This is a genomic window from Bacillus sp. FSL K6-0994, from assembly GCF_038630815.1.
GTDB lineage: Bacteria > Bacillota > Bacilli > Bacillales > Bacillaceae > Bacillus > Bacillus safensis.
In genome coordinates, this window is sequence record NZ_CP152043.1 from 2,618,792 (window position 1) to 2,645,449 (window position 26,658).

26 protein-coding genes and 1 other annotated feature are annotated in these 26,658 nt (G+C 40.7%); of the genes, 10 read left to right on the top strand and 16 right to left on the bottom strand.

Annotation, left to right across the window (positions count from 1 at the left end; all coding sequences use genetic code 11):
• Positions 1 to 32: 32 nt before the first annotated feature.
• From MHB69_RS13560 to MHB69_RS13570, 3 genes are all read right to left on the bottom strand, one after another.
• Complete coding sequence (locus MHB69_RS13560; RefSeq protein WP_024424829.1) at positions 33 to 245, bottom strand: alpha/beta-type small acid-soluble spore protein; 213 nt, start codon at positions 243 to 245, stop codon at positions 33 to 35.
• A gap of 89 nt (positions 246 to 334) precedes the next feature.
• Positions 335 to 1,540, bottom strand: a complete 1,206-nt coding sequence (thiI, locus tag MHB69_RS13565) for a tRNA uracil 4-sulfurtransferase ThiI (RefSeq protein ID WP_034279564.1) — start codon at positions 1,538 to 1,540, stop codon at positions 335 to 337.
• Positions 1,541 to 1,544: 4 nt separating this feature from the next.
• Positions 1,545 to 2,687, bottom strand: coding sequence for a cysteine desulfurase family protein (locus tag MHB69_RS13570; RefSeq protein WP_034279560.1), 1,143 nt, complete (start codon positions 2,685 to 2,687; stop codon positions 1,545 to 1,547).
• A gap of 186 nt (positions 2,688 to 2,873) precedes the next feature.
• Between MHB69_RS13570 and brnQ (MHB69_RS13575) the strand changes: the two genes are divergently transcribed.
• Both brnQ (MHB69_RS13575) and brnQ (MHB69_RS13580) read left to right on the top strand, forming a co-directional pair.
• The gene (gene brnQ, locus MHB69_RS13575) at positions 2,874 to 4,214 is read left to right on the top strand and encodes a branched-chain amino acid transport system II carrier protein (protein ID WP_342495676.1); all 1,341 of its coding nucleotides are present in this window, start codon (positions 2,874 to 2,876) and stop codon (positions 4,212 to 4,214) included.
• A 215-nt stretch (positions 4,215 to 4,429) separates the two neighbouring features.
• Entirely contained in the window at positions 4,430 to 5,773 is a 1,344-nt protein-coding gene (gene brnQ / locus MHB69_RS13580; RefSeq protein ID WP_342495677.1) for a branched-chain amino acid transport system II carrier protein, read from the top strand.
• 41 nt (positions 5,774 to 5,814) lie between these two features.
• Here the strand turns inward: brnQ (MHB69_RS13580) and ezrA are convergent, their stop codons facing one another.
• Positions 5,815 to 7,518, bottom strand: a complete 1,704-nt coding sequence (ezrA, locus tag MHB69_RS13585; RefSeq protein WP_342495678.1) for a septation ring formation regulator EzrA — start codon at positions 7,516 to 7,518, stop codon at positions 5,815 to 5,817.
• 342 nt (positions 7,519 to 7,860) lie between these two features.
• On the opposite strand from ezrA, the gene hisJ reads away from it, so the two are divergent.
• The gene (hisJ, locus tag MHB69_RS13590; RefSeq protein WP_034279551.1) at positions 7,861 to 8,676 is read left to right on the top strand and encodes a histidinol-phosphatase HisJ; all 816 of its coding nucleotides are present in this window, start codon (positions 7,861 to 7,863) and stop codon (positions 8,674 to 8,676) included.
• Here the strand turns inward: hisJ and refZ are convergent.
• Complete coding sequence (gene refZ, locus MHB69_RS13595) at positions 8,646 to 9,311, bottom strand: forespore capture DNA-binding protein RefZ (protein ID WP_024426169.1); 666 nt, start codon at positions 9,309 to 9,311, stop codon at positions 8,646 to 8,648. The two genes, hisJ and refZ, sit on opposite strands and share 31 nt — an antisense overlap.
• A gap of 126 nt (positions 9,312 to 9,437) precedes the next feature.
• Here refZ and MHB69_RS13600 point away from each other — a divergent pair, with 126 nt between their 5' ends.
• The 3 genes from MHB69_RS13600 (at position 9,438) to MHB69_RS13610 (ending at position 11,698) form a co-directional block, all read left to right on the top strand.
• On the top strand, positions 9,438 to 9,935 hold the full coding sequence (locus tag MHB69_RS13600) for a GAF domain-containing protein (RefSeq protein WP_046312074.1): 498 nt from the start codon (positions 9,438 to 9,440) through the stop codon (positions 9,933 to 9,935).
• Between the two features lie 303 nt (positions 9,936 to 10,238).
• Positions 10,239 to 10,841, top strand: coding sequence for a 30S ribosomal protein S4 (rpsD, locus tag MHB69_RS13605; RefSeq protein ID WP_024424838.1), 603 nt, complete (start codon positions 10,239 to 10,241; stop codon positions 10,839 to 10,841).
• Between the two features lie 296 nt (positions 10,842 to 11,137).
• Positions 11,138 to 11,698 (top strand): hypothetical protein, encoded by a 561-nt coding sequence (locus tag MHB69_RS13610; RefSeq protein ID WP_342495679.1) that lies wholly within the window; start codon positions 11,138 to 11,140, stop codon positions 11,696 to 11,698.
• A 26-nt stretch (positions 11,699 to 11,724) separates the two neighbouring features.
• On the opposite strand, the gene MHB69_RS13615 is transcribed toward MHB69_RS13610, so the two are convergent.
• From MHB69_RS13615 to MHB69_RS13625, 3 genes are all read right to left on the bottom strand, one after another.
• Positions 11,725 to 12,291: a cysteine hydrolase family protein gene (locus MHB69_RS13615; RefSeq protein WP_342495680.1), complete on the bottom strand. Its 567-nt coding sequence runs from the start codon at positions 12,289 to 12,291 to the stop codon at positions 11,725 to 11,727.
• Positions 12,292 to 12,679: 388 nt separating this feature from the next.
• The gene (locus tag MHB69_RS13620; RefSeq protein ID WP_024424843.1) at positions 12,680 to 13,228 is read right to left on the bottom strand and encodes a hypothetical protein; all 549 of its coding nucleotides are present in this window, start codon (positions 13,226 to 13,228) and stop codon (positions 12,680 to 12,682) included.
• A gap of 395 nt (positions 13,229 to 13,623) precedes the next feature.
• Positions 13,624 to 14,265, bottom strand: coding sequence for a triacylglycerol lipase (locus MHB69_RS13625; protein ID WP_342495681.1), 642 nt, complete (start codon positions 14,263 to 14,265; stop codon positions 13,624 to 13,626).
• 207 nt (positions 14,266 to 14,472) lie between these two features.
• Here MHB69_RS13625 and MHB69_RS13630 point away from each other — a divergent pair, with 207 nt between their 5' ends.
• Complete coding sequence (locus MHB69_RS13630) at positions 14,473 to 14,829, top strand: antibiotic biosynthesis monooxygenase (protein ID WP_268417669.1); 357 nt, start codon at positions 14,473 to 14,475, stop codon at positions 14,827 to 14,829.
• A gap of 83 nt (positions 14,830 to 14,912) precedes the next feature.
• On the opposite strand, the gene tyrS is transcribed toward MHB69_RS13630, so the two are convergent.
• The gene (gene tyrS / locus MHB69_RS13635; RefSeq protein WP_024424846.1) at positions 14,913 to 16,181 is read right to left on the bottom strand and encodes a tyrosine--tRNA ligase; all 1,269 of its coding nucleotides are present in this window, start codon (positions 16,179 to 16,181) and stop codon (positions 14,913 to 14,915) included.
• Positions 16,182 to 16,233: 52 nt separating this feature from the next.
• Positions 16,234 to 16,465: a binding site (T-box leader), on the bottom strand.
• A 59-nt stretch (positions 16,466 to 16,524) separates the two neighbouring features.
• The gene (gene acsA / locus MHB69_RS13640; protein WP_342495682.1) at positions 16,525 to 18,249 is read right to left on the bottom strand and encodes an acetate--CoA ligase; all 1,725 of its coding nucleotides are present in this window, start codon (positions 18,247 to 18,249) and stop codon (positions 16,525 to 16,527) included.
• Positions 18,250 to 18,404: 155 nt separating this feature from the next.
• Here acsA and MHB69_RS13645 point away from each other — a divergent pair, with 155 nt between their 5' ends.
• The 3 genes from MHB69_RS13645 to MHB69_RS13655 are packed head-to-tail and all read left to right on the top strand — an operon-like array spanning position 18,405 to position 20,875.
• On the top strand, positions 18,405 to 19,037 hold the full coding sequence (locus MHB69_RS13645) for a GNAT family N-acetyltransferase (RefSeq protein ID WP_034279534.1): 633 nt from the start codon (positions 18,405 to 18,407) through the stop codon (positions 19,035 to 19,037).
• A 39-nt stretch (positions 19,038 to 19,076) separates the two neighbouring features.
• Positions 19,077 to 19,718, top strand: coding sequence for a CBS and ACT domain-containing protein (locus tag MHB69_RS13650; RefSeq protein ID WP_034279532.1), 642 nt, complete (start codon positions 19,077 to 19,079; stop codon positions 19,716 to 19,718).
• The gene (locus MHB69_RS13655; RefSeq protein ID WP_149126376.1) at positions 19,715 to 20,875 is read left to right on the top strand and encodes an acetoin utilization protein AcuC; all 1,161 of its coding nucleotides are present in this window, start codon (positions 19,715 to 19,717) and stop codon (positions 20,873 to 20,875) included. The genes MHB69_RS13650 and MHB69_RS13655 overlap by 4 nt, the downstream gene beginning before the upstream one ends.
• A gap of 44 nt (positions 20,876 to 20,919) precedes the next feature.
• Here MHB69_RS13655 and ccpA read toward each other — a convergent pair whose 3' ends face one another.
• From ccpA to murC, 6 genes are all read right to left on the bottom strand, one after another.
• Positions 20,920 to 21,921: a catabolite control protein A gene (gene ccpA / locus MHB69_RS13660; protein ID WP_024424851.1), complete on the bottom strand. Its 1,002-nt coding sequence runs from the start codon at positions 21,919 to 21,921 to the stop codon at positions 20,920 to 20,922.
• A 451-nt stretch (positions 21,922 to 22,372) separates the two neighbouring features.
• Positions 22,373 to 23,449 (bottom strand): bifunctional 3-deoxy-7-phosphoheptulonate synthase/chorismate mutase, encoded by a 1,077-nt coding sequence (locus MHB69_RS13665; protein ID WP_034279528.1) that lies wholly within the window; start codon positions 23,447 to 23,449, stop codon positions 22,373 to 22,375.
• A 221-nt stretch (positions 23,450 to 23,670) separates the two neighbouring features.
• Positions 23,671 to 23,994, bottom strand: coding sequence for a bacillithiol system redox-active protein YtxJ (gene ytxJ / locus MHB69_RS13670; RefSeq protein WP_046312088.1), 324 nt, complete (start codon positions 23,992 to 23,994; stop codon positions 23,671 to 23,673).
• Between the two features lie 33 nt (positions 23,995 to 24,027).
• Positions 24,028 to 24,498 carry a YtxH domain-containing protein gene (locus MHB69_RS13675; RefSeq protein ID WP_034279523.1) on the bottom strand — a complete coding sequence of 157 codons (471 nt, stop codon included), beginning with the start codon at positions 24,496 to 24,498 and terminating at the stop codon, positions 24,028 to 24,030.
• A 26-nt stretch (positions 24,499 to 24,524) separates the two neighbouring features.
• Positions 24,525 to 24,944: a DUF948 domain-containing protein gene (locus tag MHB69_RS13680; protein WP_024424855.1), complete on the bottom strand. Its 420-nt coding sequence runs from the start codon at positions 24,942 to 24,944 to the stop codon at positions 24,525 to 24,527.
• Positions 24,945 to 25,167: 223 nt separating this feature from the next.
• Positions 25,168 to 26,466, bottom strand: coding sequence for a UDP-N-acetylmuramate--L-alanine ligase (murC, locus tag MHB69_RS13685; protein ID WP_025092288.1), 1,299 nt, complete (start codon positions 26,464 to 26,466; stop codon positions 25,168 to 25,170).
• Between the last annotated feature and the right edge of the window lie 192 nt (positions 26,467 to 26,658).

Below are 26,658 nucleotides of genomic sequence, written 5' to 3' on the forward strand. Positions count from 1 at the left end.
GCTCATAAGCCATAGCTTTTAAATTGTGTGTCTTAGAAAGATCCGCCACCCATATGTTGTTGAGCGTAAGATACAAGACGCTTAGTGATTTCTCCACCAACTGATCCGTTAGCGCGAGATGTAGTTTCTGCACCAAGGTTTACACCAAATTCAGAAGCGATTTCGTACTTCATTTGGTCGATAGCTTGTGCAGCGCCTGGTACTAGTAATTGGTTAGAACTGCTTTGTCTGTTTTGTTGAGCCATGTGTTCTCACCTCCTTGTGAATATAGAATGTGTAGAAACACATGACTTCATGCGATTGATTTTATGGTAATTATTATGAAATTTTCATTTTAGAATAAATCAGCGAATTCGTCTGCCGCTTTCTTTTCATTTGTCACAATAATTGTTTCAATTTGCTCTACTGCCTCGTCCAGCATCGGCTCGAAATCAGCAAAGCTTTCGTAGCGTTCTACCTTCTCAAGCTTTGGTTTTGTTTTAGGGGACGGCGGCGTAAAGATCGTACAGCAATCCTCGAAAGGCTGAATGCTTGTATCGTATGTGCCAATTCTTCTCGCTTCATCAATAATGTCATTTTTATCGACAGCAATGAGCGGGCGGATGATTGGTGTATTGGTCACATGGTTAATGGCATACATGCTTTCAAGTGTCTGACTTGCCACTTGACCAAGGCTTTCTCCGGTAATAATCGCAAGGGCATCGCGCTTTTCTCTTATTTTGTCAGCTATTTTCAGCATCATTCTTCTTGTTGATGTCATCGTATAGTTTTCAGGTACTTGTTTGTGAATCAGCTCTTGAATTTTTGTAAAAGGTACGATGTGAAGCTTCACTTCGCCTCCATATGCTGCCAGGCATTCTGCAAGATCAATGACCTTTTGTTTGGCACGTTCACTTGTATACGGCGGACTAAAGAAATGCACAGCTTCAATTTCAATTCCGCGTTTCATTGCTTGATAGCCGGCAACCGGGCTGTCAAAGCCGCCGGAAAGCATGAGCATCGCTCTTCCGCTAGAACCGACCGGCAGGCCGCCTGCACCTTTAACATCTTTAAATGTAATGTACGTTGCGTTCTCTCTGATTTCTATGCGTAAATGCACATCCGGCTGTTTCACATTGACCGTTAAGTTTTCCGTATTCCTTAGAACATGTCCGCCAATTTCACGGTTCATTTCATTTGAATCAAGTTCAAATTGTTTATAAGAGCGTTTCGTTGAGACTTTAAATGTATTTCCTTGTTCATACACTTCCTGTACCGCTGTTAGTGCCGCTTCTTTAATCGCATCTAGATTCGTCTCACATTTAACCGCAAGACTAAAGCTCTGAATGCCAAATACACTTTTGAGCTGTTCTGAAATTGGTTCAGGGTCTTCTCCGTTCAGCATAATCGTGATGCGGTCTCTATCAGATGCAACCTTTAATGCTTCAAAATCCTTTAGGACGAATCGAATGTGCTGTCTTAGTTTTTCAATAAATTTCTTTCTATTCTTCCCTTTTGTTGAGATCTCACCAAAACGGACTAAAATATGATCATATTTCATGCTGTTATCTCATTCCTTTTAATTTTTTCACACTTTGTGCGATCGATGTGATGATTTGCGGCGTTAGCTCTGGTCCTTGTCCATACGTCAAGCTGATTCTCATACTGCTTTTGGCTACTTCCTCTGGTTTTCCCATTGCCAACAGGATACGGCTTGGCTCTTTTTTCTTAGCTGAGCAGGCAGAGGTTGTAGAAACATATATGCCTTCTTTTTCAAGCATATGGAGGAGGACCTCAATTTGAATACCCGGCACTGAAAAATTCACAATGTGCGGCGCACTTTGCGCCCTCGGTGTATTCATCACAATACCTTCTATCTCTCCAAGCTGTTTTTGCAGCTGCGTTTTTAAGTTCAGCATCTCATTATGATACTTGTCAAGCTGTTCAAATGATTGTTTCATGGCTTTTGCTAAGCTGACAGCTCCAGCAGGGTTTTCAGTACCTGAACGAAGTCCTAATTCCTGCTCTCCCCCAGTAATGAAAGGGGCGAGAGTGACATCTTTCTTTAAAAAGAGTGCTCCAGTGCCTTTTAAACCATGAATTTTATGGCCTGACATTGTCAAAATGTCTACATCCAGCTGTTTATTGAGTGCCACCTTGCACATTCCCTGCACCCCGTCGACATGAAAAAGTGCGTTTTCGGCATGCTCGCGAATAATGCCAGCAGCTTCTTCAATTGGCTGGATGGCACCGGTTTCGTTATTGACGTGCATCATGCTGACAAGCACTGTATCAGGGCGAAGCACTTCTTTTAAATGAGTCATATCTGCATGGCCATGCTCATTTACTTGAATATAGGAGATGTCAAAGCCAAATAACGCCTTCAGCTGTTCAAACGATTCAATAACAGAAGGATGCTCTATTTCTGTGGTCACAATATGCTTGCCCCGGTTCATTTTGGCAAGTGCTGCCCCTTTAATGGCAATGTTATTCGCTTCTGTTGCACCAGAAGTAAAAATAATCTTATATTGTTTCAAGCCCGTGTAGTGAAGCATTTGTTTTCTCGTTTCATTTAACAGCCGGCTTGCATCAATTCCGAGCTGATGAAGCGAAGATGGATTTCCAAAATAACGTTCACTCACTTGCTGATATACTTGTAAAACCTCAGGGTACGGTTTTGTGGTTGCACTATTATCAAGATACATCATGGCGAAACTCCTTATCCTCTTGCGTTTAACTAATATGATCCGAATTCCTTTTATTTCAATATAAAGCGGTATATTGACAACCTCATCAATTCACTATATCATGCATAGTGCCATTGTCATATTTTTTCCTAAATTGACAGAATATTTAAACATGGCGGAAAAATAAAATAATAGGGGGATAACCTTATGAATAATAAGTTAAGTCAAACAGACACATTAGCCATCGGCTTAATGTTGTTTGCACTCTTTTTCGGCGCAGGCAATATGATATTCCCTCCTGTACTTGGACAGTACGCAGGTGAAAACGTATGGCTTGCGATCGGTGGATTTTTACTGACAGGAGTTGGACTTCCGCTCTTAGGTGTCATCGCCGTTGCCCTGACAGGAACTGGAGCAAAAGGGCTTGCTGACAAAGCTCATCCTACATTCGGTACCATTTTCACCGTCATTTTATATTTATCCATTGGGCCTTTCTTTGCGATCCCTCGTACTGGAACGGTTTCTTATGAAATTGGGCTGGCGCCGTTTCTGACTGAAGCGCAGTCTGAATCATGGATTCCATTATTCTTGTTTTCGATTGCTTTTTTCGGCATTACTTATGCTCTTGCTTTAAATCCATCGAAACTCGTTGACCGAATCGGTAAAATTTTAACACCAATTTTACTCGCTGTCATTGCTTTAATTGTGATCAAAGCGATTGCGACACCAATGGGTGGAATTGGCAGTCCGCATCCAACCTATGAAGGAAGCCCGCTCTTTACCGGGTTTTTAGAAGGCTACAAAACGATGGATGCTCTTGCTTCAATCGTTTTCGGAATTGTCGTTGTCACGGCTGTGAAAGAACGTGGTATGACAGAACGAAAATCGATTGCAGCAGCCTGTATTAAAGCAGGGCTTGTCGCAGCTGCTGGACTAGCTCTTGTGTACATATCACTCGCTTATGTCGGGGCGTCAAGTCCTGAGGCTACAGGCATGGTCGGGGCAAATGACGGAGGGAAACTCCTTTCGCTTGCGGCAAACTTTTTATTTGGTTCTGCTGGAAATATTGTGCTAGGGGCTGCGATTTTATTTGCATGTTTGACCACAAGTATTGGACTGGTTTCATCCTGCGGGGAATATTTTTCTTCACTATTTCCACGCTTTTCTTATCGTACAGTTGTTTTAGTTGTATCTTTATTCAGTACAGTTGTAGCAAACCTTGGACTAGCGCAAATTATTTCGCTCTCTGTTCCGGTTCTTGTTGCGATTTATCCGTTAGCCATCGTGATCATTCTCTTATCTTTTCTTGATCGCTGGATCAACGGAAGACGGATTATTTATATCGCTTCACTCATTTTTACAGGTATCTTTGCCGTAATCGACGGGTTAGTGGCAGCGAAGATTCCTCTTGGCGGATTAAATAAAATTTTAGAAGCTACTGTTCCTTTATACAAACTTGGGATAGGCTGGGCTATCCCTGCCGTACTTGGAGCCATTATTGGTCTTCTTATTTCTTTGTTTACGAGTCCACCTAAACAGCCTGCTTAATCAAGCATCAAAACTAAAAACATCCCTTTCCATAAGAGAAAGGGATGTTTTTTTATGTTCTTCATATACTAAAATAGAAAAATTCATGACTTTTGTATGAAAACACATGTTGACATCAGGCGTACATCCTTTATAATTAGTGAATGTTAATGAAGAACCGTTTTAGCAGCTAATTAACAGAATATTTCAACATAATATTGGAGGCTTTATATTCAATGAAGGCAACATTGTCGACGAAAGATACGATTATTATAGGTTTTATGTTATTTGCTTTATTCTTCGGCGCCGGAAATATGATTTATCCACCAGAGCTTGGGCAATATGCCGGAACAAATGTATGGAAAGCAATGGGCGGATTTTTATTAACAGGTGTCGGTTTACCTCTACTCGGGATTATTGCAATTGCTTTAACAGGGCGTGATGCAAAAGGACTTGCAGATAAGGCTCACCCAGTGTTTGGAACAGCATTTACCGTTATTTTATATTTATCCATTGGGCCGCTTTTCGCTATTCCGCGTACAGGAACGGTTTCGTATGAGATTGGCGCATTACCATTTTTATCAAGCGTACCAGCTTGGCTGTCCCTTCTTTTATTTACACTCGTCTTTTTCGGTATTACGTATTACCTTGCTTTAAATCCAACGAAAATCGTGGATCGTGTAGGTAAAATATTAACACCGATTAAATTTACGATTATTTTTATTATCATTGTAAAAGCCATTTTGACGCCGATGGGCGTGATTGGTACACCAGATGTATCTTATAGCAACGGATCGTTTTTCAAAGGATTTTTAGAGGGCTATAAAACGATGGATGCTCTTGCTTCTATTGTATTTGGAATTGTTGTCATCAACGCGATTAAAGGACGCGGTGTGACAAGCAAAAAGGCACTGGCTTCTGCTTGTATCAAAGCGGGTTTGATTGCAGCTGCTGGATTAACCTTCGTTTACTTATCGCTTGCGTATCTAGGCGCTTCTAGTACACATGCCATTGGATTCGTTGGAGATGGAAGCAAAATCTTAGCTCAGTCTTCTCAGTTCCTTTTCGGCAGTCTAGGAAATATTGTGTTAGGTGCTGCCATCACAGTCGCTTGTTTAACAACAAGTATCGGTCTTGTCACATCATGCGGAGAGTATTTCTCAAAGTTACTTCCTAAGCTTTCTTATAAAATGGTCGTGACACTTGTTACAATATTTAGTTTCATTATTTCTAACTTTGGACTTGCTCATATTGTTGCTTTCTCTGTTCCAGTCTTAACAGCGATTTATCCGCTGGCGATTGTGATCATCGTTCTATCACTTGCTGATAAATGGCTTGGACATAGAAGACCTGTGTATGTCCTCTCGTTAATTTTAACAGGGTGCGTGAGCTTATTTGACGGCTTAGCAGCAGCAAAGCTTCCAATCGGTCCAGTAAAAGACATTTTCCAAACAGTGTTGCCTTTTTATGACCTTGGCATTGGCTGGCTTGTCCCTGCGATACTTGGGGTCGCCATTGGGTTCGTGATCTCACTTTTCACTTCTTCTGCTTCAGAAGAACGCCAGAAACAGGCATCATAATACAAAAAAAGCTGAAGTCCTATCAATGGACTTCAGCTTTTTTATTGATGCTGATATTCTTTTTCGTGCTGAGCTAATAGCTTCTGAACGGCTCCAGGTGATGCTTTTTCAACAGCTGAGGCTGCTACATCAAATGAACCATTATAATCATACGCATAAAATCTTCGCTCTGCCTCTTTTAATTGTTCTGAAAGAATATGATTTTGGCTTCTAAAACGATTGCCATATTGAATGATTCGTTCAATTTGATCCACTTTAGTGAGCATTTCTTCCGTCTCATTCACAGCATGTCTCACTGTGTCAGAGGCTTCTTTTAATTGCTCATTCACAGCTGGCATGTTGAGCGGCAGGTTCTCCAGCTGCTCGTGCACTTGCTGAATCATCTCCTGCGCTTTTTCAGCCTGCTCTTTCATGTCAGCAGGTACACCTGGAATATTGCTTTTTTGCAGCTGACGCACTGTATCTGTCAGCATCGTTTTGAGCTCAGCCAGTGTTTCTCTCGCTTGCAGCTCTTCTTTTCTTAATGATTGAAGATGATCCTTAAATGTATCATGCAATGTTTTTGCATCATCGATAAAGGTCTCAAGCTGATTGATTTCATTCATTAATAGTGAATATGCGACATGATCACGATCAAGCTTCTCGCGAATTTGTTTCATGAGCTTTTCAATTTCTTCTAGGCGTTTTTCGAACGCCTTCTGTTGATCAAGCTCTCCGGCTGTCAGTTTGTAACTTTCTTTTACAAGAGCTGTTTCCGCCTTGGTTTGGTTGTGATCCTGCTCGAGCTTTTCAAATGCTTCCGTCAGCTCAGGCATTTTACTTTTGATTTCCTGACCTGCTTCTACTTCCGCTTCCAGCTGATCATACAGCGTCTGAATGGCATCATCAATCATTTGCAAAATGCTTGATGCTTCTTCCAGATTGAGTTCATCAATCAGTAGTTTTTCCGCACGGGTCAGCTGTTTGTTTAAGTTCTCAAGCTCTTTAGTGATCTGGATGTGCTCGAGCTTGTAGCCTTTGTCTGTCATTTCTTTATATCCGTCTTTCAGCTTCGTCAGCTGGCCTGGTACGGTTTGTTTACAGTCTGCAATGAGCTTCGGTACATCATTGATATACAGCTGAAGCTGATCGAGTCTGCGGTCTTGTTCAAGCAAAATCTTTCTTGCTTTCATATAGTTGCCGTTTTCTGTCTCTTCTTCGTACTGCTTGATCCCTTCCCAGGCTTCATCTAAGTCCTGCTCCATTTTGTCATAAAGGGTGCCGTATAAATGGCTGTACGCAAGCAGATTTTTTCGAACTGTTTGATATTGTTCTTTGACCTTTTCAATGTCCTTGCGATTTTGCTCCTCGCTTGTGACAAGGTCTGCAATCTCTTTTAAAATGTCTTCAATGTTCGAATCAGCAGCACTCAGCAAGTCCTCAATGTGCGTAAGAACCTGCTTGGCTTTGGAGAATCGATATTTATCAGAATACTCTTCTGCATCATATAATAGCTCCTCTACCTTTGGAAGATGGGCTGTGACGATATCGTCCCACTCTGCACGCCATCTTTCAAAAAATTGCTCTGTTTCTCCGGTCATTTTTAAATGTTTGATCTTTGAAATTTCTTCTACAATTGATCTGTTTAAAATTTCAATTTTCCATGCTTCCAATCGGTCAATCTCTTTATATATATTTTTTCGCAGGAAATAACCGACTGAAAACAAAGCAAGCAAAATGACAATTAAACCGATGATTAACTCCATAATGAGCCCCCTTGTTGTGATCTAAGTGATGTCAGGGTAAAAGTGTCCCGAGTAGACCTGAGAACCCTTTCGTGTCCGCTTTGCATTTGTTTTTTTATAAGCAGGATCGTATGTTTTCCAATACCATCCATTCACGGTTTTATGTATGTTTTTTCAAGAAAGTATTTGTGCGCTTTCTATCATTTGATCACACGTATCAATGTGACCTGCTTTTTATGTATGCGGAAGCTGTCGTTTTCATTGTTATTATGATACCATGTAACCAGCATTTTTGGTCATGATTTTTCATTATTTTCGCTGATAAACATCACGTTTTTCAAAATATCGACAAGAGGTGACGACATGCTGAAACAAGATGCACATCTACATACACCGTTTTGCCCGCACGGTTCGCTTGATTCTTTTCATTCTTATATTGAAAAAGCCATTAAAAAGGGATTTGATTCCATAACCTTTACCGAGCATGCCCCGCTGCCTCCATCGTTTCAAGATCCAACACCTGAGCAGGATAGTGCCATGAAGCTCCAAGACCTTGAAGCGTATATAACGAAACTGGCTCAGCTGAAACAAGAATACAAAGGACAATTAATAGTAAAAACTGGGCTTGAGGTTGACTTTATCAAAGAGTATGAAGAGGAAACAAGAACCTTTTTAGACTGCTACGGTCCGGAACTAGACGACGCCATTTTATCTGTTCACTTTCTTCCTGCTGGCGATGATTATATTTGCCTTGATTTTGACGAGCATGCCTTCCAGCAGCTAATAAGCATCTATGGCAGCATCGAACAGGTCTATCAAAGCTACTATGACCAAATTCATTCTTCTATTCTATCATCTTTAGGCCAATATAAGCCAAAGAGAATCGGTCATATCACCCTTGTCCAGAAATTCAAACAGCTTTTTCCATATGAAATGTCACCTGAACTTTGTCAAAAGGTCACCCTCTGCCTTGAAGAAACGGCAAAAAAAGGCATGTCCTTAGATTTTAATACATCAGGTCTTCGTAAAACATATGCCAGAAGTATCTATTTAGATCAATGGATGATAGACCTTGCAAAAAAGAAAAAAATTCCGCTCATATTCGGCTCTGATGCCCATCAAGCGGAAGATCTCGGATATGCGTATGATCAATTCGAGGACATCATGAGGTTCAGATGAGAATCTAGTGCCGGCTCTTTTGGTTCTAACAGATAATGAAGCGAGCGGCTCAGCTCCTTAAAGTACATTTGATAGAAATAGGGTTCACTTGGGTTCAAATAAAGCACCTCTGTTAAATATTGCGGCTGTAAATATGGCATCATGAGAAGTGATTTAAGCTGAATCATAAAGGATGCGAGTGAAAGCTGCTCACAAATGACATGGGTGCTTTTTCCTTTTTCAATGATAAGCTGAAACAAATATTTTTCTTTCGTTAAATATGTCGACATGATTTCTCTGATGAGTGTCGAATCAATCGTCACCTCCCGATAAACGAAACGGGTTAATTGACGGTGCTTGTGCTGATAAGATAAAATATCAAAAACCACATGTAGTAAGCATTCTTTTGCATGACGGGTTTCCATGTGATGGAGATGTGATTCAATCATGTGAATGTAACCTTCATAAAAATCGGATACGAGCTGCTCAAGCAGCCCTCCTTTTCCTTGAAAGTAATAAGAAATGTGGGCAACGTTGACGTTTGCTTCCTTCGCAATCTCACGGACAGAGGTTCCAGAAAATCCTTTTTGGTTAAAAAGTCTGATGGCAGCATCCATAATACGGTCTTTTGTTTGCACGGTTGTTGATGTTTTCATCCGCTCACCCCTCTTCATGTGTACATACTTCAAGATGAAGGCGGAAGTTCCTTTTACAATTGCTCGACAAATCCCACATGCGAGACGCAAGTTATGTATTTTTAAGATAGAAAGTAGGAGATTTTCATGTTTCATGTCGAAAAACAGTCTGGCGATCCTTCAAAAGACTATCAATTGCTTGTCAAACAGGTAGAAGCCATTACAAATGGTGAACCTGATCTGATTGCCAACTTGGCAAATGCAGCTGCGCTACTCTATCACTCACTTCCTGAAGTCAATTGGGCCGGGTTTTATTTAGCAAAGGGCGGCGAGCTTGTGCTTGGACCATTTAACGGACTGCCTGCATGTGTGCGCATCCCTTCTGGAAAAGGCGTTTGCGGTACAGCCTTTGCGACAGGTGAAGTGCAGCGTATCGCTGATGTCCATGCATTCCCTGGACATATTGCCTGTGATGCCGCATCGCAATCTGAAATAGTCATTCCGCTCAAGGTCAATGGACAGATCATTGGGGTACTCGATATTGACAGCCCTGTGAAAGACCGCTTCAGTGAAGTAGATGAGACCTACCTTATTCAATTTACAGAAATTCTCCAACAGGCGTTATCCGTCTCTACGGATGCGTAATCATGCAGAAAAAGCAGGCACATTGTCTGCTTTTTTATGTTTCTTTATATAATGGAGAACGTCACCTCTGTCTCTAAATAGGTTGACTTCTCCTATCCAGCGTCATATAATAGAGTTTGTGTGAAATATGGCAGCCTTTTTGTTCGGCTTTTTTGTATCATTTTGTTCCTTCTATATTATGAAGGTGCATCTTGTAACTCCCTGCTGCTGGAGCGAGGATGCATGAAAACATAATGACGAAAAAGAGGAAGAACAGACGGTTTTTATTTTTCACAAATAAAAACAATAAGGAGGAGTCACATTATGGCTCGCTATACAGGTCCAAGTTGGAAGATTTCCCGCCGTTTAGGCATTTCATTAAGCGGAACAGGTAAGGAACTTGAAAAACGCCCTTACGCTCCAGGCCCACATGGTCCAGGACAACGCAAAAAACTATCTGAATACGGTTTACAATTACAAGAGAAGCAAAAGCTTCGTCACATGTACGGTGTCAACGAACGTCAATTCCGTACACTATATGACAAAGCTGCTAAACTTCCTGGTAAACAAGGTGAAAACTTCATGATCCTTCTTGAAACTCGCCTTGACAACCTAGTATACCGTCTTGGCCTTGCTCGTACTCGCCGCCAAGCTCGTCAGCTAGTAAACCATGGTCACATCCTTGTTGATGGAAGCCGTGTAGACATCCCATCTTTCTCTGTGAAACCAGGTCAAACGATTGCTCTTCGTGAGAAATCTCAAAACCTTGCAGTAGTGAAAGAATCAGTTGAAGTAAACAACTTCGTTCCTGAATACCTTTCTTTCGATGCTGAAAAGCTTGAAGGAACTTTCACTCGTCTTCCAGAGCGTTCTGAATTAGCGCCTGAAATCAGCGAACAACTAATCGTTGAGTTCTACTCTCGTTAATTTCTTTACTTCTCTAAGAGAGAGCAAACAAACCCTAGATCCCTTGATTGTTCAAGGATTTCTAGGGTTTTTTGTATGTTCTCAATTATACATGAAATCATTTGAAGTCATCTTCCATTTTCAACACTTATTTTCCCCGGCTGCCCGCTCCATTCTTACTTCAATCAAACCTGTCTCTATTTTTATATACAAATATAGGAAACATTTCATTGAAGTGCCTTTTATCTATTGGTACAATCATGATAGATGACATATCAGTCGTTTGGTCTTCTATAGTACGCAGATGGAGGAGTTCCATGTATAGTATTAAAATCATTCTATTCTTACTTTTAATCTTGGCAGTGATTGCCTATGCTCTTCTAAGAAAAAAACAGATTATCGATGAGCCACCCAATAGATTTGCTGCAAGTCTGTTTATCTTCCTGCTCTTTTTTTCTATCTGCTTTGTGATCGCGGTTCCATGTGTATTGCTATACATCGTCGTTTTAGGCGTGAATTTTCTTTTTGGAGAAACCATCACGTATGATTCGTTTCTTTCTTTGATCTCTTTCTCTTTGTTCGTGAGTGTTATCGTCGTTTTTTGGTCACCTGTCCTTCTATTCATAGGAAAAGGACTGGCTTATCTCCTTAAACTTCCTGTATGGCTCACTTATGCTTTGGAATGGGTGAGTTCTTGGATCGTTTTACATCTCTCTATCAAGTATGTCCTTTACTTAAACTTAATGAATGTATCGATAAAGGATTCCGGCATATTGATTTTATCATTCTTTGTCAGTTTTTTATTTATTGAGATTGATCTCGTTTACTCACGTATGAAACAACGCAAACAATCGCTTAATACGCAAAAAAGCTCCTAGATATCTTTCTAGGAGCTTTCAATCGTTCATTCTTGACTTGTCCATTTTCTGATAAGCTGCTCTGTTGTCATAACAGTCGCAAATTCATCATGCAGGGTTGCAAGTGAGAGCCGGTGGATTGTTTCTGGGTCAAAATATGTACCGTTTTGATCTGTTAGTCCAAAGGCGGCTGTTGCATCTGAGGTCAAGTACGTATCAAAGCCAAGATTTCCACTCATTCTTGTAGTCGTTGATACGCAGTGAGGTGTTGTTAATCCTGCGATCACGACCGTGTCAATCTGGTTTGATCTTAGATGTTCCTCTAAGTTAGTGCCAATAAAGCTGCTGTTGACTTTCTTTTGTATGACCATTTCTTCATCTAGCGGTTTAGCGATATCTTTGAAGGAATGCCCTTCATTTGCCGGATGAAATACAGAGTCCGAATTGTCGGATGTATGCTGAATATGAATCAGTTTCCAGCCTTTCTCTCTCCAAAACGTTAATAGCCGGCTAATATTCTCCTCTGCATCTAGGTTATTGCGTTCTCCCCATTTTTCATGCTCGAACGCTTTTTGTACATCTACAATGATGAAAGCCTTTTGATTCGTTTTCACAAACGCCCACCTCCGAAGATTCTTATTCACTACATGTAGTGTAAGGAATGGTGATCGTTTTGTACATGTTTTTATTAAATTGAAAAAAGAACCTAGAAGTCATTTGCAGACTTACCAGCTTCTTTTTCAATGAATTTAATTTATTCTATTAGCATCTTTAAATTTGGACTGAAGTAAAAAAACAAAAAATACACTGACAATTATATAATATATTCCAATGATTGATGTACTGTTAGAAAAAACATCAAATAGTTTATCTGATTTGACCATAAACATCCATATGAAATAGATGATGAAAAAAGATAAAGGGAAATAAAGGAAATAACCTAAGAAATATAACTTTAGTTTTTGCATCATTGTCTTCCTCCTATTATATTAAGGCGATTAATTATGCCCATGGACCTCTTCCCTCCATGCATTTAGCTGAATACCAAGTAAGGAAGGCTACTAAACCGATAACATTTCCCCCAATGCCAATCTTCAATAAAAGCTTAGCAGCTTCTTTATAAGCCTTCTTTTCAAGATAGCTCCAAAGACCACCAGTTAAAGCCACTTCTATCATTGCCACCCCAAAATGATCCTTTAATGAATCAATCATACAATCGCCCCAAGTTCCTTTAGCATCCTGAGTTTTTAAATCTGAAGACTTTTCTAATTGAATTCCACTTTGTTTTATTTCATTTTCTAAGATTGTAAATTCTTTTGTATCTCCAAATCTCTCTCTTAATTTTTCAAAATTAAAGCCAACCAACTGATTATTTTGATCATATATACTAGCTGTCTCCATTAAAAATTTTAAATCTTTAGCCAGTAAATTCACACTTTCTTCATTAGAGTTTGATTTGGCAGCTGCGATTGGTGAAGCAATAACGGAAAAACCCAAAAATAATGCTATCATAATAAAAGTTGTTTTTTTAAAGAATAATTTGTTTCTCATTATATCCCCCTTGAAATGCAATATTTAAAAATTCATATGTATTCTAAAGAGTGAACTTCTTCGATGAAACATTCGCTTTCCCCCTAACATCTACATACTATAACATCCTTTTCCATTCATTTATTGAGATAAAAGTTTTATTCTATATTGTATTATTTTCATATTTATATGCTCATACTAAAATTAAACCAATCAGCAAGTATAGAGCACCTCGTACATATTATTTATTAAACATACTAGTTATTAATCACTAGTCAAAACAACTACTATTATAATGATATTGTTATTACAAAGCGGGACTTTAATCTCTCTCTAGATTCATATTAAATATAAAAAACAATCTTTTTTCACCGATAACAAAAAAAGACAGCATATGCCGCTGTCTTTTTCGTTTTTTAATTCGTATTCTGTCCTCCGCCGTTCAGTCCTTCTTTAATATACCCTTTCACTTGGCTTGAGGTTAATAGACCGATATGACCAACGCCATGGATCAGGATGTTTCTTGCGCCAATTAAACGAGAGAGGCTGTTGACGACAATAAGATCTGCTGAGCTATAGACGGATGTGTAAAGAATTTTTTGATTTGGATCTGTGCCTGGTAATGCTCTGCTTGAAACGAGTCCGTTTGCTCCACCAATTGTGACAACGTTCTCAATTTTATCGCCGCCATCTAGATTCTTGATATAGTATAGCGTGTTCGCTCCGCCCATACTATGAGCCACAATATCTACTTTTTTGGCACCCGTTTTGTCTAACACATCTTTGACGAATCTCGATAGACGCGGACCATTGTTGCGGTTATTTCCTGTTTTGTCTATGAAATCAATAGCATATAATTGGTTTCGATCCCAGCCTTGTGTGGCCAAATAACTTTTAATAGAAAAAAAGTTATAAGAGGCACCGCCAATGCCGTGCACCATCACAACCGGATTATGCTCAGCCGCCTTCGCCTCTTTCGGCTGGATAAACGCTATTGAACCAATCACCAATGCAAGCGCAATGAGAATTTGCAAACTCCTTTTCTTAACAAAAATCACTTTCATTCCCCCTTATTCATCTTATACGACTCTATTTTATACAAGAAAAATATGTCAGAAAAGTGAACAAGGTAATGTTTATGAGATGATTTTACAAAAATATAAATAATCAAAAAGCACCTTGGACTTTTTTAAATTAAAACAAAAAGACTACGAGACCTTCTTTCTTTCATATATAATATCAATAGACTAAGTAGGTTCTACTAGATGCTATTTACTCAAACACCTGCACCACCCTACTACGCCGCGATTTTCACATCAAAACGAACAAATGTCGAGCAGAAAGAATACGCTGCAGCTGCTCAAAAAATGGAAGAATTAGCGAAAGATCTAGATGGGTTTCTTGGAATGGAAAGTGTACGAGATGAATATGGTGTTGGAATCACTGTCTCTTACTGGGATTCATTAGAAGCCATCAAAGAATGGAAAGCACATACAGCACATCAGCGTGTTCAAAAAAAGGGGAAAAAAGATTGGTATGAATCCTATACAACCCGAATTTGTAAGGTAGAACATGCTTATACAAACAAAGATTCACTACTTGAACAAGAAGCAGACGAATGAGCTACTTCTACATAAAAAAGAAAAGCACCTCAATGTATACGAACATTTGAGGTGCTTTTCCATGATGCTTACTGTTTCATACTTTATTTATACGTCACGAGGAAGTATTTCTTTTTCCCTCTTCTTAAAACGGTAAATTGGTTTTCAATTCGGTCGTCAGCGGAAAGAACATAATCTTTATCTGTTTGTCTCTCTCCGTTGATGGAGACAGCACCATTTGTGATATCTTCACGTGCTTGACGCTTTGATGGAGACAGCTTTGATTCCACAAGGATATCGACTAGTGTTAATTCTTCTGTGCTGCTTTTCTCCATTGATGGAACATCCTTAAAGCCTACTTTCACTTCTTCAGCTGTAAGAGATTTGATCTCACCTTTGAATAGTGCATTTGAGATGTTAACAGCCTGTTCTAGTGATTCACGGCCATGTACAAGTGTTGTCACTTCCTCTGCTAGACGGCGCTGCGCTTCACGCTTTTCAGGTGCTGTTTGCACTTTTTCTTCGTACGATGCGATCTCTTCTTTTGATAAGAACGTAAAGTATTTTAAATATTTCACGACATCACGGTCATCTGTGTTGATCCAGAATTGGTAGAACTCATATGGAGACGTTTTTTCTTTATCTAACCAGATGGCGCCGCCTTCTGTTTTACCAAACTTTGTGCCGTCTGCTTTTGTGACAAGCGGCATCGTCAGACCAAATGCTTTTGCCCCTTCTGCTTCAGACTTACGGATCAGCTCAAGTCCAGATGTGATATTTCCCCACTGGTCACTACCGCCGATTTGCAGCTTACAATTTTCATTTCTGTAAAGGTTTAAGAAGTCTAAAGACTGCAGGATGACGTAGCTGAATTCTGTGTAAGAAATCCCTGTTTCGATACGTGAGCTCACGATATCTTTTGCCAGCATGAAGTTTACACCGAAGTTCTTTCCAATATCACGAAGGAACGTGATGACATTCATTTGGCTGATCCAGTCGTAGTTATTCACGATGACGGCTGGATTCTCGCCTGCTTCAAAATCAAGAAATTGAGACAGCTGTCCTTTGATTTTTTCTGACCACTGTTCGACGATTTCTGCTGGGTTGAGTGAACGTTCTGCTTTTTTGAAGCTAGGGTCGCCGATTAGTCCAGTTGCGCCGCCAACAAGAGCAATCGGATGATGACCTGCTTCTTGGAATCTGCGTAATGTTAAAATTGGCAATAGATGACCAATGTGTAAGCTGTCAGCTGTCGGATCAAAGCCGGAGTATAGTTTGATTTTTTCTTCTGCTAATAATTTTGTTAAACCTTCTTCATCTGTTTGCTGCTGGATTAATCCTCTGAACGATAGCTCTTCCATCAATTGACTCATTTCCAAATCTCCTTTTTTTACAATTCAACAAAAAAACGCCCCTTCGAATGAACGAAGGGACGATATATATCGCGGTACCACCCTGCTTAAAAGACAAAAAATCTCGTCTTTTCACTTACACTGATAACGGACAGATCCGTTCTTTCACTAATCAGGGCATGCTCCTTTTCGTAAAAGCGGTTCGTGAGGGTAATTCGAATATCTCTTTGTACTGACTCGCACCAGCCGTCAGCTCTCTTCAACAGGGAAAGATCATTCTACTGAATCTCAGTCAAAACCTTTTCATATTCAACTAATGTCATTTTTAACACACTTTTGATATCAAGTCAACTGATGAAAAAATTTAATCTTCCATTGTCGAAAGGTCGCCAGCAGGTAAATTCAGCTCCCACGCCTTTAGCACACGTCTCATAATTTTTCCGCTTCTCGTTTTCGGCAGTTTGTCTTTAAACTCAATTTCTCGCGGTGCCGCATGTGCTGCGAGTCCTTTTTTCACAAATGTACGAATCTCTTCTTTCAGCTCATCTGTCGGCTCATATCCGCTTCTAAGCGCTATAAATGCTTTAATAATTTCACCGCGGACCGGATCTGGCTTTCCAATGACACCAGCCTCCGCAATAGCTGGATGTTCGACCAGTTTACTTTCCACCTCAAATGGACCGACCCGCTCTCCTGACGTCATGATGACATCATCGACACGTCCCTGGAACCAAAAGTATCCGTCTTCGTCCATATAAGCTGAATCTCCTGAAACATACCAATCTCCCGGCATAAAGTAAGATTCATATTTTTCAGGATTGTTCCAGATCGTATGCATCATAGAAGGCCAGCCTTTTTTAATCGCAAGGTTGCCCATCCGGTATGGCGGAAGTTCATTTCCTGCATTATCGACAATTGCCGCTTCTACGCCTGGAATCGGTTTTCCCATCGAGCCTGGCTTGATGTCCATGCATGGATAATTACAAATCAGCTGTGCACCCGTTTCTGTCATCCACCAAGTGTCGTGAATTCTCTTGCCAAAAACAGCATCTCCCCAGCGGATGACTTCTGGATTAAGCGGCTCTCCCACACTTAAGACATGGCGGAGCGAGCTGAGGTCATATTTTTGAATGAGATCATCCCCTGCCCCCATGAGCATTCTAAAGGCGGTCGGGGCACTGTACCAAACGGTTACACCGAGTGATTCAATGGTTTCATACCACGTATCAGGATTAAACCGGCCGCCTAAAATCACATTCGTCGCCCCATTTAACCACGGTGAAAAAATACCGTACACTGTGCCTGTAACCCAGCCTGGATCAGCTGTACACCAGTAAACGTCATCCTCTTTCAAGTCAAGCACCCATTTACCAGTCTGGCCTTGCTGGACCATTGCACCATGGACATGAAGCACACCTTTTGGCGTACCAGTAGATCCTGATGTGTAATGAAGCAGGAAGCCGTCTTTTTCATCCATCCATTCAATCTCAAGCTCCTTTGCTGCCTCCTCAAACGCCTTTTCATAGTGAATTGTCCGCACACCATCGACGTCTTCGTTTTCACCGCCGACAATGACGACAGATTCAAGCTTCGGAAGCTCTGCAAATGGAATTCGCTCAAGCAGATCAGGTGTTGTCACGATCACCTTTGCCTCACTATTCTCTAAACGGTCTTTGACAGCACCTTCCATAAATGCCTCAAATAACGGGCCAACGATCGCTCCAATTTTAACCGCACCAAGCAGAAGAAAATAGAGCTCAGGTGATCTTGGCATAAAGATAAACACGCGATCCCCTTTTTCTACATGTGCCTTTTCTCTGAATAGATTTCCCGCTTTATTTGTGTTGATTTTCATATCCCTGAACGTATACTTTTCATCCCGCTGTGAATCTTTGTAGTGAAGCGCCACCTTGTTCTGACGAAACGAGTCCGCATGTCTGTCAATCGCTTCATAGGCTGCATTTATTTTTCCTGTTTCATACCAGGAGAAGTTTTTTCTAGCTTCCTCCCATGAAAAATCTTTGTATGCCTGCTCATAATCATTTAAATAATAATCCCCTTCTACTGATGGTAGCGTTTCCAATTTCATCAAACAGTCCCCCTTTGCATACGTTTACAATGACCATTATAGTATAGATGACTTTTTTTCTCAATTTTTAAAAAACTTCTGATGAAACCGTTTTAATTATTGCAAGTTTTAAGATAGAATAGAGACGACTCACTAGAATTAGGGGCGGTGGATACGTGGAGCATCCTAAAACTTATTATTCAAAAACCATTGAGCGAGAAACAGGTTCCATCCTGGTTGAAGGACCGGTACCTGCATCAGAGCTTGCGAACTATACGTTTCATGAAGGACTAACGGCATTTCGCACGCCTGAGGAACAGAAACAAGCACTTGTTGAAATAGCAGATCTTCCAGAAGGACGTATTATCATTGCAAGAGCGAATGAGCTTGTCGTAGGCTATGTCACGTATTTGTATCCTGATCCACTTGAGCGTTGGTCAGAGGGCAAAATGGACAATTTAATTGAGCTTGGCGCGATTGAGGTCGCTCCTCCATTTAGAGGATGCTCACTTGGCAAGCATTTGCTTGATGTGAGCATGATGGATGAACAAATGGAGAATTACATCATCATTACAACTGAATATTACTGGCATTGGGATTTAAAGGGGACAAAGAAAAACGTTTGGGAGTACCGCAAAATGATGGAGAAAATGATGAACGCAGGCGGTCTTGTCTGGTTTGCAACAGACGAGCCAGAAATCAGCTCACATCCAGCCAATTGTTTAATGGCAAGAATTGGGAAACATGTGAGTCCTGATTCGATCGAGCGTTTCGATCGTCTTCGCTTCCATCAGCGCTTTATGTATTAACGTTCAATTCGTTTTTTTGGCAAAGGGGATTGGTAAACAATGATGATTGAACAAATTATGGAGCGTGATGTGATCACGCTGCGAAAAACCGATACGATTGAAGAAGCCATTCAAAAAATGAGTGCACACCACATCCGGCATATCCCGATCGTATCTGATCAAGGGTCTGTCATTGGGATGGTGACAGATCGGGATATTAAAAATGCCAGTCCAAGTATTTTTGAAACAGAGAAAAGGAAGCTCTTTATTCAGCGGCCAGTAGAAGAGATCATGGTATTAGAGACGATCACTGCTCACCCGCTTGATTTCGTTGAGGAGATATCAAGTGTCTTTTTTGAGCACGGAATTGGCTGTCTTCCAGTGGTGAGACGCGGCAAGCTTGTAGGCATTATCACAAAAACAGATCTGCTTCGTACGTTTGTAAGACTGACAGGTGCAGATCAGCCTGGGTCGCACTTAGAGGTTGAAGTGGAGCAGATGACAGAAAGCCTCGCAGATATTACAGCCATTTTAAAGGAGCAGCATATTCAAATGCTGAGTGTGCTCGTGTACCCGCATGCCAATGAGGCATCTAAAGTGCTCGTATTCCGCCTTCAAACCATTCATGCAGATCATGTGACGAAGCTGATTCGCGCAAAAGGCTATAAAGTGCTCTGGCCTATGGAGCAGACGATCAAATGAAGGAAGCGACCTTTGTTTTTTCACCATCTTTTCAAACGTACCAATTTAACCAAGATCATCCCTTCAATCAGCTTCGTGTCTACTTAACTTATGATCTTCTTCAAAAAATGAAGGCGTTAACAGAGGATGAAATCGTTGCACCGCGTATGGCTACTCTGGAGGAATTAAAGCTCGTCCATACAGCAGATTATATCCAGGCTGTGCAGCGGGCAAGTGAAGGAAAGCTGTCTACGGCAGAGGGTGAACGGTACGGTCTTGGCACTGAAGATACACCGATGTTCGCAGGCATGCATGAGGCGGCATCTCTCCTTGTTGGCGGAACATTAACAGCGGTTGACCAAGTGATGCTCGGTCATTCGCAGCATGCCCTCAATCTTGGCGGCGGGCTTCACCACGGATTCAAAGGGCGTGCATCTGGCTTTTGTATTTATAATGACAGCTCTGTGGCGATTCAATATATTCAAAAGACATATGGCGCTAGAATTTTATATATTGATACGGATGCTCATCACGGCGATGGTGTCCAGTTCAGCTTCTATGACGACCCAGAGGTATGTACGGTGTCCATTCATGAAACGGGACGCTACTTATTCCCTGGAACCGGACAAGTACAGGAAAGAGGCCACGATAAAGGCTATGGCTATGCTTATAATATTCCACTAGATGCATTTACGGAAGATGAATCGTTTCTCGAAGCATACCGAACAGCAGTGACTGAGATTGCTGCTTTTTTTAAACCAGATGTGATTTTGACGCAAAACGGGGCAGATGCACACTACTATGACCCGTTAACTCATTTATCTGCCACCATGAAAATATATGAAGAAATTCCTAGACTTGCTCATGAGCTTGCACATCAATATTGTGACGGCAAGTGGATCGCTGTTGGCGGAGGGGGATATGATATTTGGCGCGTCGTTCCAAGAGCGTGGAGCCGCATTTGGCTTGAGATGAAAGGCATTACACCGCCAGATGAGCTCCCTCAGGACTGGATACAGTCATGGAATAAGCAATCGCCTGTTACCCTTCCACCTACATGGAAAGATCCTGACGATTTATATCCACCGATCCCAAGAAAAGCAGAAATCACAGAAAAAAATGCTCAAACAGTAGAAAAAGCACTCATGCCTGTTAGAAGAGAAAAGAAAAAGGCATAAGAAAAGCAGGCTTTCCCTCATGAGGTAAGCCTGCTTTTTTTGTTTTATTTTGTTGATTGTCTTTCTTCAATTCTGTGCGGAAGCTCAACAATTTGATCGTCCACTTGTTCTTTGTTCATCAGTTTTGTGAGCAGTCTCATGGCAACAGCACCAATATCATATGTCGGCTGAACAACTGTTGTCAGCTGAGGACGCACCATGAGAGAAAGTCTTGTGTTATCAAAGCCAATCACTTCTAAGTCTTCAGGAATAGATACCCCTCTGTCTTGTGCTCCGTGAATGACACCTAGCGCCATTTCATCTGTAGCTGCGATAACAGCTGTCGGTTTGTCAGACTGCTCAAGCAGATGAGCAAGTGCTTCAATTCCAGAGTCATAAGAGTAATCGCCTTCAGCAACAAGTGCATCGTCAAACGCGATACCCGCTTCTTCAAGCGCACGCTTATAACCTGCAAGCTTTCTCACGGAATTAATCGGCTCTGACATTGGACCAGAAACAAACGCAATTCGTTTATGTCCTTTTTCAACTAACAGCTGAACGGAATCATAAATCGCCTGCTCATAGTTGATGTTAACAGATGGTGTTTGAGCCTGTTCTTCAACAGATGCTGCAAGCACAATCGGTACAGGAGAGCGCTTAAATTCTTCCACATGCACATCTGTGATGTTTCCGCCCATAAAGACAATTCCGTCTACTTGTTTGCCCAGCATCGTATTTAACAAATGAAGCTCTTTATCCGTATTTTGATCTGAGTTACTTAAAATGATGTTGTATTTATACATCGTGGCGATATCTTCAATACCGCGTGCTAATTCTGAATAGAAGATACTAGAAATATCAGGGATGATGACCCCAACTGTCGTTGTTTTTTTACTTGCTAGGCCTCGAGCCACTGCATTCGGACGATAGCCAAGGCGGTCAATCGCTTCAAGCACCTTTTTTCTTGTTGTTGGTTTTACGTTTGGATTACCATTTACTACGCGTGATACCGTTGCCATACTTACATTTGCTTCTCTTGCTACATCATATATTGTAACATTATTCACATAAATCACTCCTTCAAATACACTTCATATCTATAGCATTCACCAATTGGATAGAGACATGTCAGATACGAGGAAAATAATATCCTATTTGTCATTAAAACGATGAAAAGAGACACATAATTTTTCAATCTACATCAAAATGACATTCTTTTATGAAATTATACACGTTTTTTTGTCATATGAAAACGTTCCCTTTCTTTTTATAACTAAATTAAACAAACTTTAATCAGCTTGTTACCTGTAAATTGAATCATATTTCATAAAAAAACATTGAGAACGCCAGCTATGACAATGATCTTAGCAGATTCTATCGAATTTTAAAAATGAAAACATTGTGAACAAGCACTTTTTAGGGTTGCAATGTGCTTTCTTCCTTTCATTCCCAAACTTCATGGTATTTCTCCATCAAAAAACCGCCGGGCAGTTATCCGGCGGCTATTTCTATCTATGATTACGCGTGAATATTCACAAGTGGTCTTAACGCATCTAACCATTTTTCGAATTGTGGAATGTCCATTTGCTGCGCTGAGTCAGACAGTGCAACAGATGGATCTGGATGTACTTCTGCCATGACACCGTCTGCTCCAATCGCAAGAGCTGCTTTTGCTGTTGGAAGGAGAAGATCTCTACGTCCAGTTGAGTGCGTCACATCAACGAAGACTGGTAGATGTGTCTCTTGTTTTAAGATTGGCACTGCCGAGATATCTAGTGTATTTCTTGTCGCTGTTTCGTATGTGCGGATACCGCGCTCGCAAAGGATGATTTGATCATTTCCTTGGGCGATGATGTATTCAGCTGCATTGATGAATTCTGAAATGGTCGCTGCAAGACCGCGTTTTAAAAGAACTGGTTTCTTCACGGAACCGGCTTCTTTTAACAGCTCGAAGTTTTGCATGTTACGTGCCCCAATTTGGATGACATCGATATGCTCAATCGCTTCTTCAATATGAGCAGGATTGACAATTTCACTAATGACAGCAAGACCGTATTCATCCGCTACACGCTTTAGAATCTTTAGACCGTCTACACCAAGTCCTTGGAAGTCGTATGGACTTGTGCGAGGTTTAAATGCACCACCACGAAGTAGTTTTAATCCCTGCTGTTTCGCTGCTGCCGCTACTTCTGCGACTTGCTCGTAGCTTTCAACGGCACATGGTCCAACGATGAAACGCTGCTTTCCATCACCGATCGCTTCCCCATTGATATTCACGATTGTGTTTTCTGGCTTTTTCTTACGAGAAACAAGAAGTGCTTTGCTGTGGTCATCTTCTTGAAGCTCTAGACCTGCTTTGAAAATCTCTTTGAAAATATGCTGAATCGTTGAGTTTTCAAATGGCCCATCATTTTCTTCAAGAATTTGGTTCAGCATTGTGCGCTCTCTGACAGGATCATAACGGTTGACACCTTGCGCTTCTTTTGCTTTTCCAATTTCTTTGACAATGTTTCCTCTTTCATTGATCAGTTTTAGAATTTGAAGATTTAGTTCATCTGCTTGCTGCCTCAATTTTTCTAGTTCATTGTTGCTCATTTTTGTCATCCTTTCCTCTGCCTGCTCTCGCTTTTTATTTTTTCATTCTTGCATGATAGGGTTTATTATAAACAAAGATTTCGGAATTGTCACGAAAATTTTCTTTATTACCCAAACGCTTTTAAGCGATAAAGTATTGTATGTAAGATTATAGCATACTTTTTGTTCAAGTAAACCTTTTTTATAAAAAAAACGTCAGCCGCTGCTGACGTTTCTTTCTTTTACAGATTATGTTCAAGCGCTTCTTTTGTAATGCTTGAGTGAGAAGCATGCCATTTTACTTTTCCACCGCTAAAGACGAGTGCCTGCGGACTTTCGTGCTTTACACCTGATTTTTCAGCCACGTAGGATGAAAGCTCTCTCGTGTTTTGAATTTGCAAGAAATACGTTGGCACGTCTTCATGTGCAGACGCAAATGCTTCAAACTCTTGAAAAGCCGCTTGGCTGATCGGACATGTCAAACTGTGCTTAAAAAAGACAAAGGTCCCATCTTGATTCGTTAATTGATCAAACTGTTCTTCTGTTTCAATGAGTTGTTTTGACATGATGTTCTCCTTCTTCACTTCGAGCAGTGAGAGTTAGCCTTTAGTAGATTGTTCTACTTTTTCTTTGACATCTTTGATGCCGTCTTCAATTTCTGATTTTGCTTCTTGTGCTCTTACTTTTGCTTCATCTGCTACATCAGATGCTTCGCTTGCCAAATCCGCTGCCGCATCTTCTGCTTCATTTTTCACATGATTAGCTTTTCCAGCCGCACGCTCTTTTATGTCTTTCACTTTGTCTAAAATCTGGTTTGACTGCTCTGCTACAAGCTGAGACAATTCAGACGTTTTATCTTTTGCAATCGTCACATATTCAGTGCCTTTTTCTTTTGCATCTGTTGTGAGCCGGTCTGTTTTTTCTTTTAACGCATTCGCTTGGGTGTTCAAATCATCGCGAAGCTCTTTCCCTGACTTCGGTGCTAAAAATAATGCTGTTGTTGCACCAACAATTCCACCAATAAGTGTTCCGATCAAAAAGTCTTTGCTATTGATTCCGTCTTTGCTCATGATTATTCCTCCTATGCGAATATGGTTTATTTTTGATGTTTACGCTGTTTCCATTTTTTATAAATTTCAAGTGCTGCGTTACTCCAGCTTACCACATCCGTCACTTTTTCTTGATTTCTTTCAACGGATGAAGAAACCGCACCAGCTGCCTGCTTTATGCTTGTATTAAATTGGTTGATCGAGCCGCCAATTCCCTGCACCGCATCCACAACTGTGTTAAGTTTTGCTGATTTGTCTTGAATATCTTCAGCAAGCTGATTCGTCTTATGTAGCAACTGTGCTGTCTCTGTGGTGATGCCTTGCATCTGACCTTCAAGACCTTCTAAAGTTGATGCAACATTCTTTAATGTCAGCTGTAAGGATTTTAATGTTTTGGACAAATAGATGACAAGAATGAGGAAAGCAATTGCGATCAGTGCAACGCTTAGATATAGAATAATAATCATCTGATACCTCCTTTGCTGCGGGCATATTCAATTCATTACCCTCTCGTTGTATCATTCAAACATCGCCTAGAATGACCGATTGAATAATAATTCTACACTTATTCGCTAATTCCTGTCCACAGCGAACGAAAAAAAGCGCCGCATGTTGACACATTTAGCCCTTTTGTCACATTTTATTCAAAATAAAAAAAGTGCCGTGTGAAACGGCACTTTTTTAAAGCATTTATACAGCGACTTTTTCATAAGCACGCAAATACTTCTGAATGTCTCCTGCTCCCATAAAGATCAGAATCGCATCTTCGTGCGTTTTCAGCACAGATGTATCTTCTTCCTCAATTAATTGGGCCTGCGGGATTTTTTCTCGTAAATCTTCAATGCTCAGCTTCCCAATGTTTTCACGGGCTGAACCGAAAATATCACAAAGGTAGACATAGTCGGCTTTCTTTAGACTGTCAGCAAATTCACTTAAGAATTGCTGTGTACGTGTGAACGTATGCGGCTGGAAGACAGCCACAATATCACGGTCCGGATATTTTTGGCGAGCTGCTTCAATCGTGACTTCAATTTCAGTTGGATGATGTGCATAATCGTCAATTAAGACCTGCTCACCGACCACTTTTTCATTAAAGCGTCGTTTCACACCGCCAAATGTCGTTAATGCGCCTTTGATAAGCTCTACATCAATGGACTCATAGTGACATAATGCAATGACAGCTAACGAGTTGAGGACATTATGATTTCCGTAGGCAGGAATGTAGAAGGTATCATAAAACGTATTGCGTACAAATACATCAAATGTGGTACCTTCCGTATTTTTCACAACATTGCGTGCTTGGAAATCATTTTCTTCGTTGAAACCGTAGTACACAACAGGTACCTTCGCTTGAATCTTTGGCAGATGCTCATCATCACCGCAGGCAATAATGGCTTTTTTCACTTGAAGCGCCATGTTTTGAAACGCATCAAACACGTCATCAATATCCGAGAAATAATCAGGATGATCAAAATCAATATTGGTCATGATCGCATAATCTGGATGATAGCTGAGGAAGTGTCTGCGGTATTCGCATGCTTCAAAAACAAAATACTCGCTGTTTTCTTTCCCCATTCCAGATCCATCACCGATTAAGTACGAAGTAGGTTTGGCTGCCTGCATGACGTGAGCAAGCAGTCCTGTTGTCGATGTTTTGCCATGAGCACCAGTAATCGCAACGTTTGTGAATGAATCCATGTATTCTCCAAGGAATTTATGGTAACGAATGACAGGAATCCCTTCAGAAAGGGCGCGTTCAATCTCAGGGTGTGTATCAGGGAATGCATTTCCTGCAATGACCGTCATCCCTGGCTGAATATTATCTGGGTCAAATGGTAGAATTTTAATATTTCGTTCTTCTAACGCTTTTTGTGTAAAGATATGTTTTTCGATATCCGATCCTTGGACAGTATACCCAGTATCATGAAGAATTTGGGCCAGTGGACTCATACCTGTCCCTTTTATTCCAACAAAATGATAAACAGTCATAATTGTACCTCCAACAAACGTCTATCTGACTTACAGTATATGACGCTCATTTCAATTTGCAACTTGTGATTTTGCCTCTAGCTGATCACAGATCGCAGCTCCAAATAAAGATTTTTTCCGATCTTCCTATTCTAATCAATATTAACTATGATTAGTATCCGACAACTTTCCCATTTCTAACACCTGTTTCCG

Bases quoted from the DNA above. Each gene is read 5' to 3' on its own strand.
- MHB69_RS13560 (WP_024424829.1), bottom strand. From the start codon at position 245: ATGGCTCAACAAAACAGACAAAGCAGTTCTAACCAATTACTAGTACCA.
- brnQ (WP_342495676.1), top strand. From the start codon at position 2,874: ATGAATAATAAGTTAAGTCAAACAGACACATTAGCCATCGGCTTAATG.
- MHB69_RS13620 (WP_024424843.1), bottom strand. From the start codon at position 13,228: ATGAGAAACAAATTATTCTTTAAAAAAACAACTTTTATTATGATAGCA.
- thiI (WP_034279564.1), bottom strand. From the start codon at position 1,540: ATGAAATATGATCATATTTTAGTCCGTTTTGGTGAGATCTCAACAAAA.
- MHB69_RS13655 (WP_149126376.1), top strand. From the start codon at position 19,715: ATGAAGGAAGCGACCTTTGTTTTTTCACCATCTTTTCAAACGTACCAA.
- MHB69_RS13630 (WP_268417669.1), top strand. From the start codon at position 14,473: ATGCTATTTACTCAAACACCTGCACCACCCTACTACGCCGCGATTTTC.
- brnQ (WP_342495677.1), top strand. From the start codon at position 4,430: ATGAAGGCAACATTGTCGACGAAAGATACGATTATTATAGGTTTTATG.
- hisJ (WP_034279551.1), top strand. From the start codon at position 7,861: ATGCTGAAACAAGATGCACATCTACATACACCGTTTTGCCCGCACGGT.
- refZ (WP_024426169.1), bottom strand. From the start codon at position 9,311: ATGAAAACATCAACAACCGTGCAAACAAAAGACCGTATTATGGATGCT.
- MHB69_RS13665 (WP_034279528.1), bottom strand. From the start codon at position 23,449: ATGAGCAACAATGAACTAGAAAAATTGAGGCAGCAAGCAGATGAACTA.
- MHB69_RS13675 (WP_034279523.1), bottom strand. From the start codon at position 24,498: ATGAGCAAAGACGGAATCAATAGCAAAGACTTTTTGATCGGAACACTT.
- acsA (WP_342495682.1), bottom strand. From the start codon at position 18,249: ATGAAATTGGAAACGCTACCATCAGTAGAAGGGGATTATTATTTAAAT.
- MHB69_RS13610 (WP_342495679.1), top strand. From the start codon at position 11,138: ATGTATAGTATTAAAATCATTCTATTCTTACTTTTAATCTTGGCAGTG.
- MHB69_RS13600 (WP_046312074.1), top strand. From the start codon at position 9,438: ATGTTTCATGTCGAAAAACAGTCTGGCGATCCTTCAAAAGACTATCAA.
- tyrS (WP_024424846.1), bottom strand. From the start codon at position 16,181: ATGAGTCAATTGATGGAAGAGCTATCGTTCAGAGGATTAATCCAGCAG.
- ytxJ (WP_046312088.1), bottom strand. From the start codon at position 23,994: ATGTCAAAACAACTCATTGAAACAGAAGAACAGTTTGATCAATTAACG.
- MHB69_RS13570 (WP_034279560.1), bottom strand. From the start codon at position 2,687: ATGATGTATCTTGATAATAGTGCAACCACAAAACCGTACCCTGAGGTT.
- murC (WP_025092288.1), bottom strand. From the start codon at position 26,466: ATGACTGTTTATCATTTTGTTGGAATAAAAGGGACAGGTATGAGTCCA.
- ezrA (WP_342495678.1), bottom strand. From the start codon at position 7,518: ATGGAGTTAATCATCGGTTTAATTGTCATTTTGCTTGCTTTGTTTTCA.
- MHB69_RS13650 (WP_034279532.1), top strand. From the start codon at position 19,077: ATGATGATTGAACAAATTATGGAGCGTGATGTGATCACGCTGCGAAAA.
- rpsD (WP_024424838.1), top strand. From the start codon at position 10,239: ATGGCTCGCTATACAGGTCCAAGTTGGAAGATTTCCCGCCGTTTAGGC.
- MHB69_RS13680 (WP_024424855.1), bottom strand. From the start codon at position 24,944: ATGATTATTATTCTATATCTAAGCGTTGCACTGATCGCAATTGCTTTC.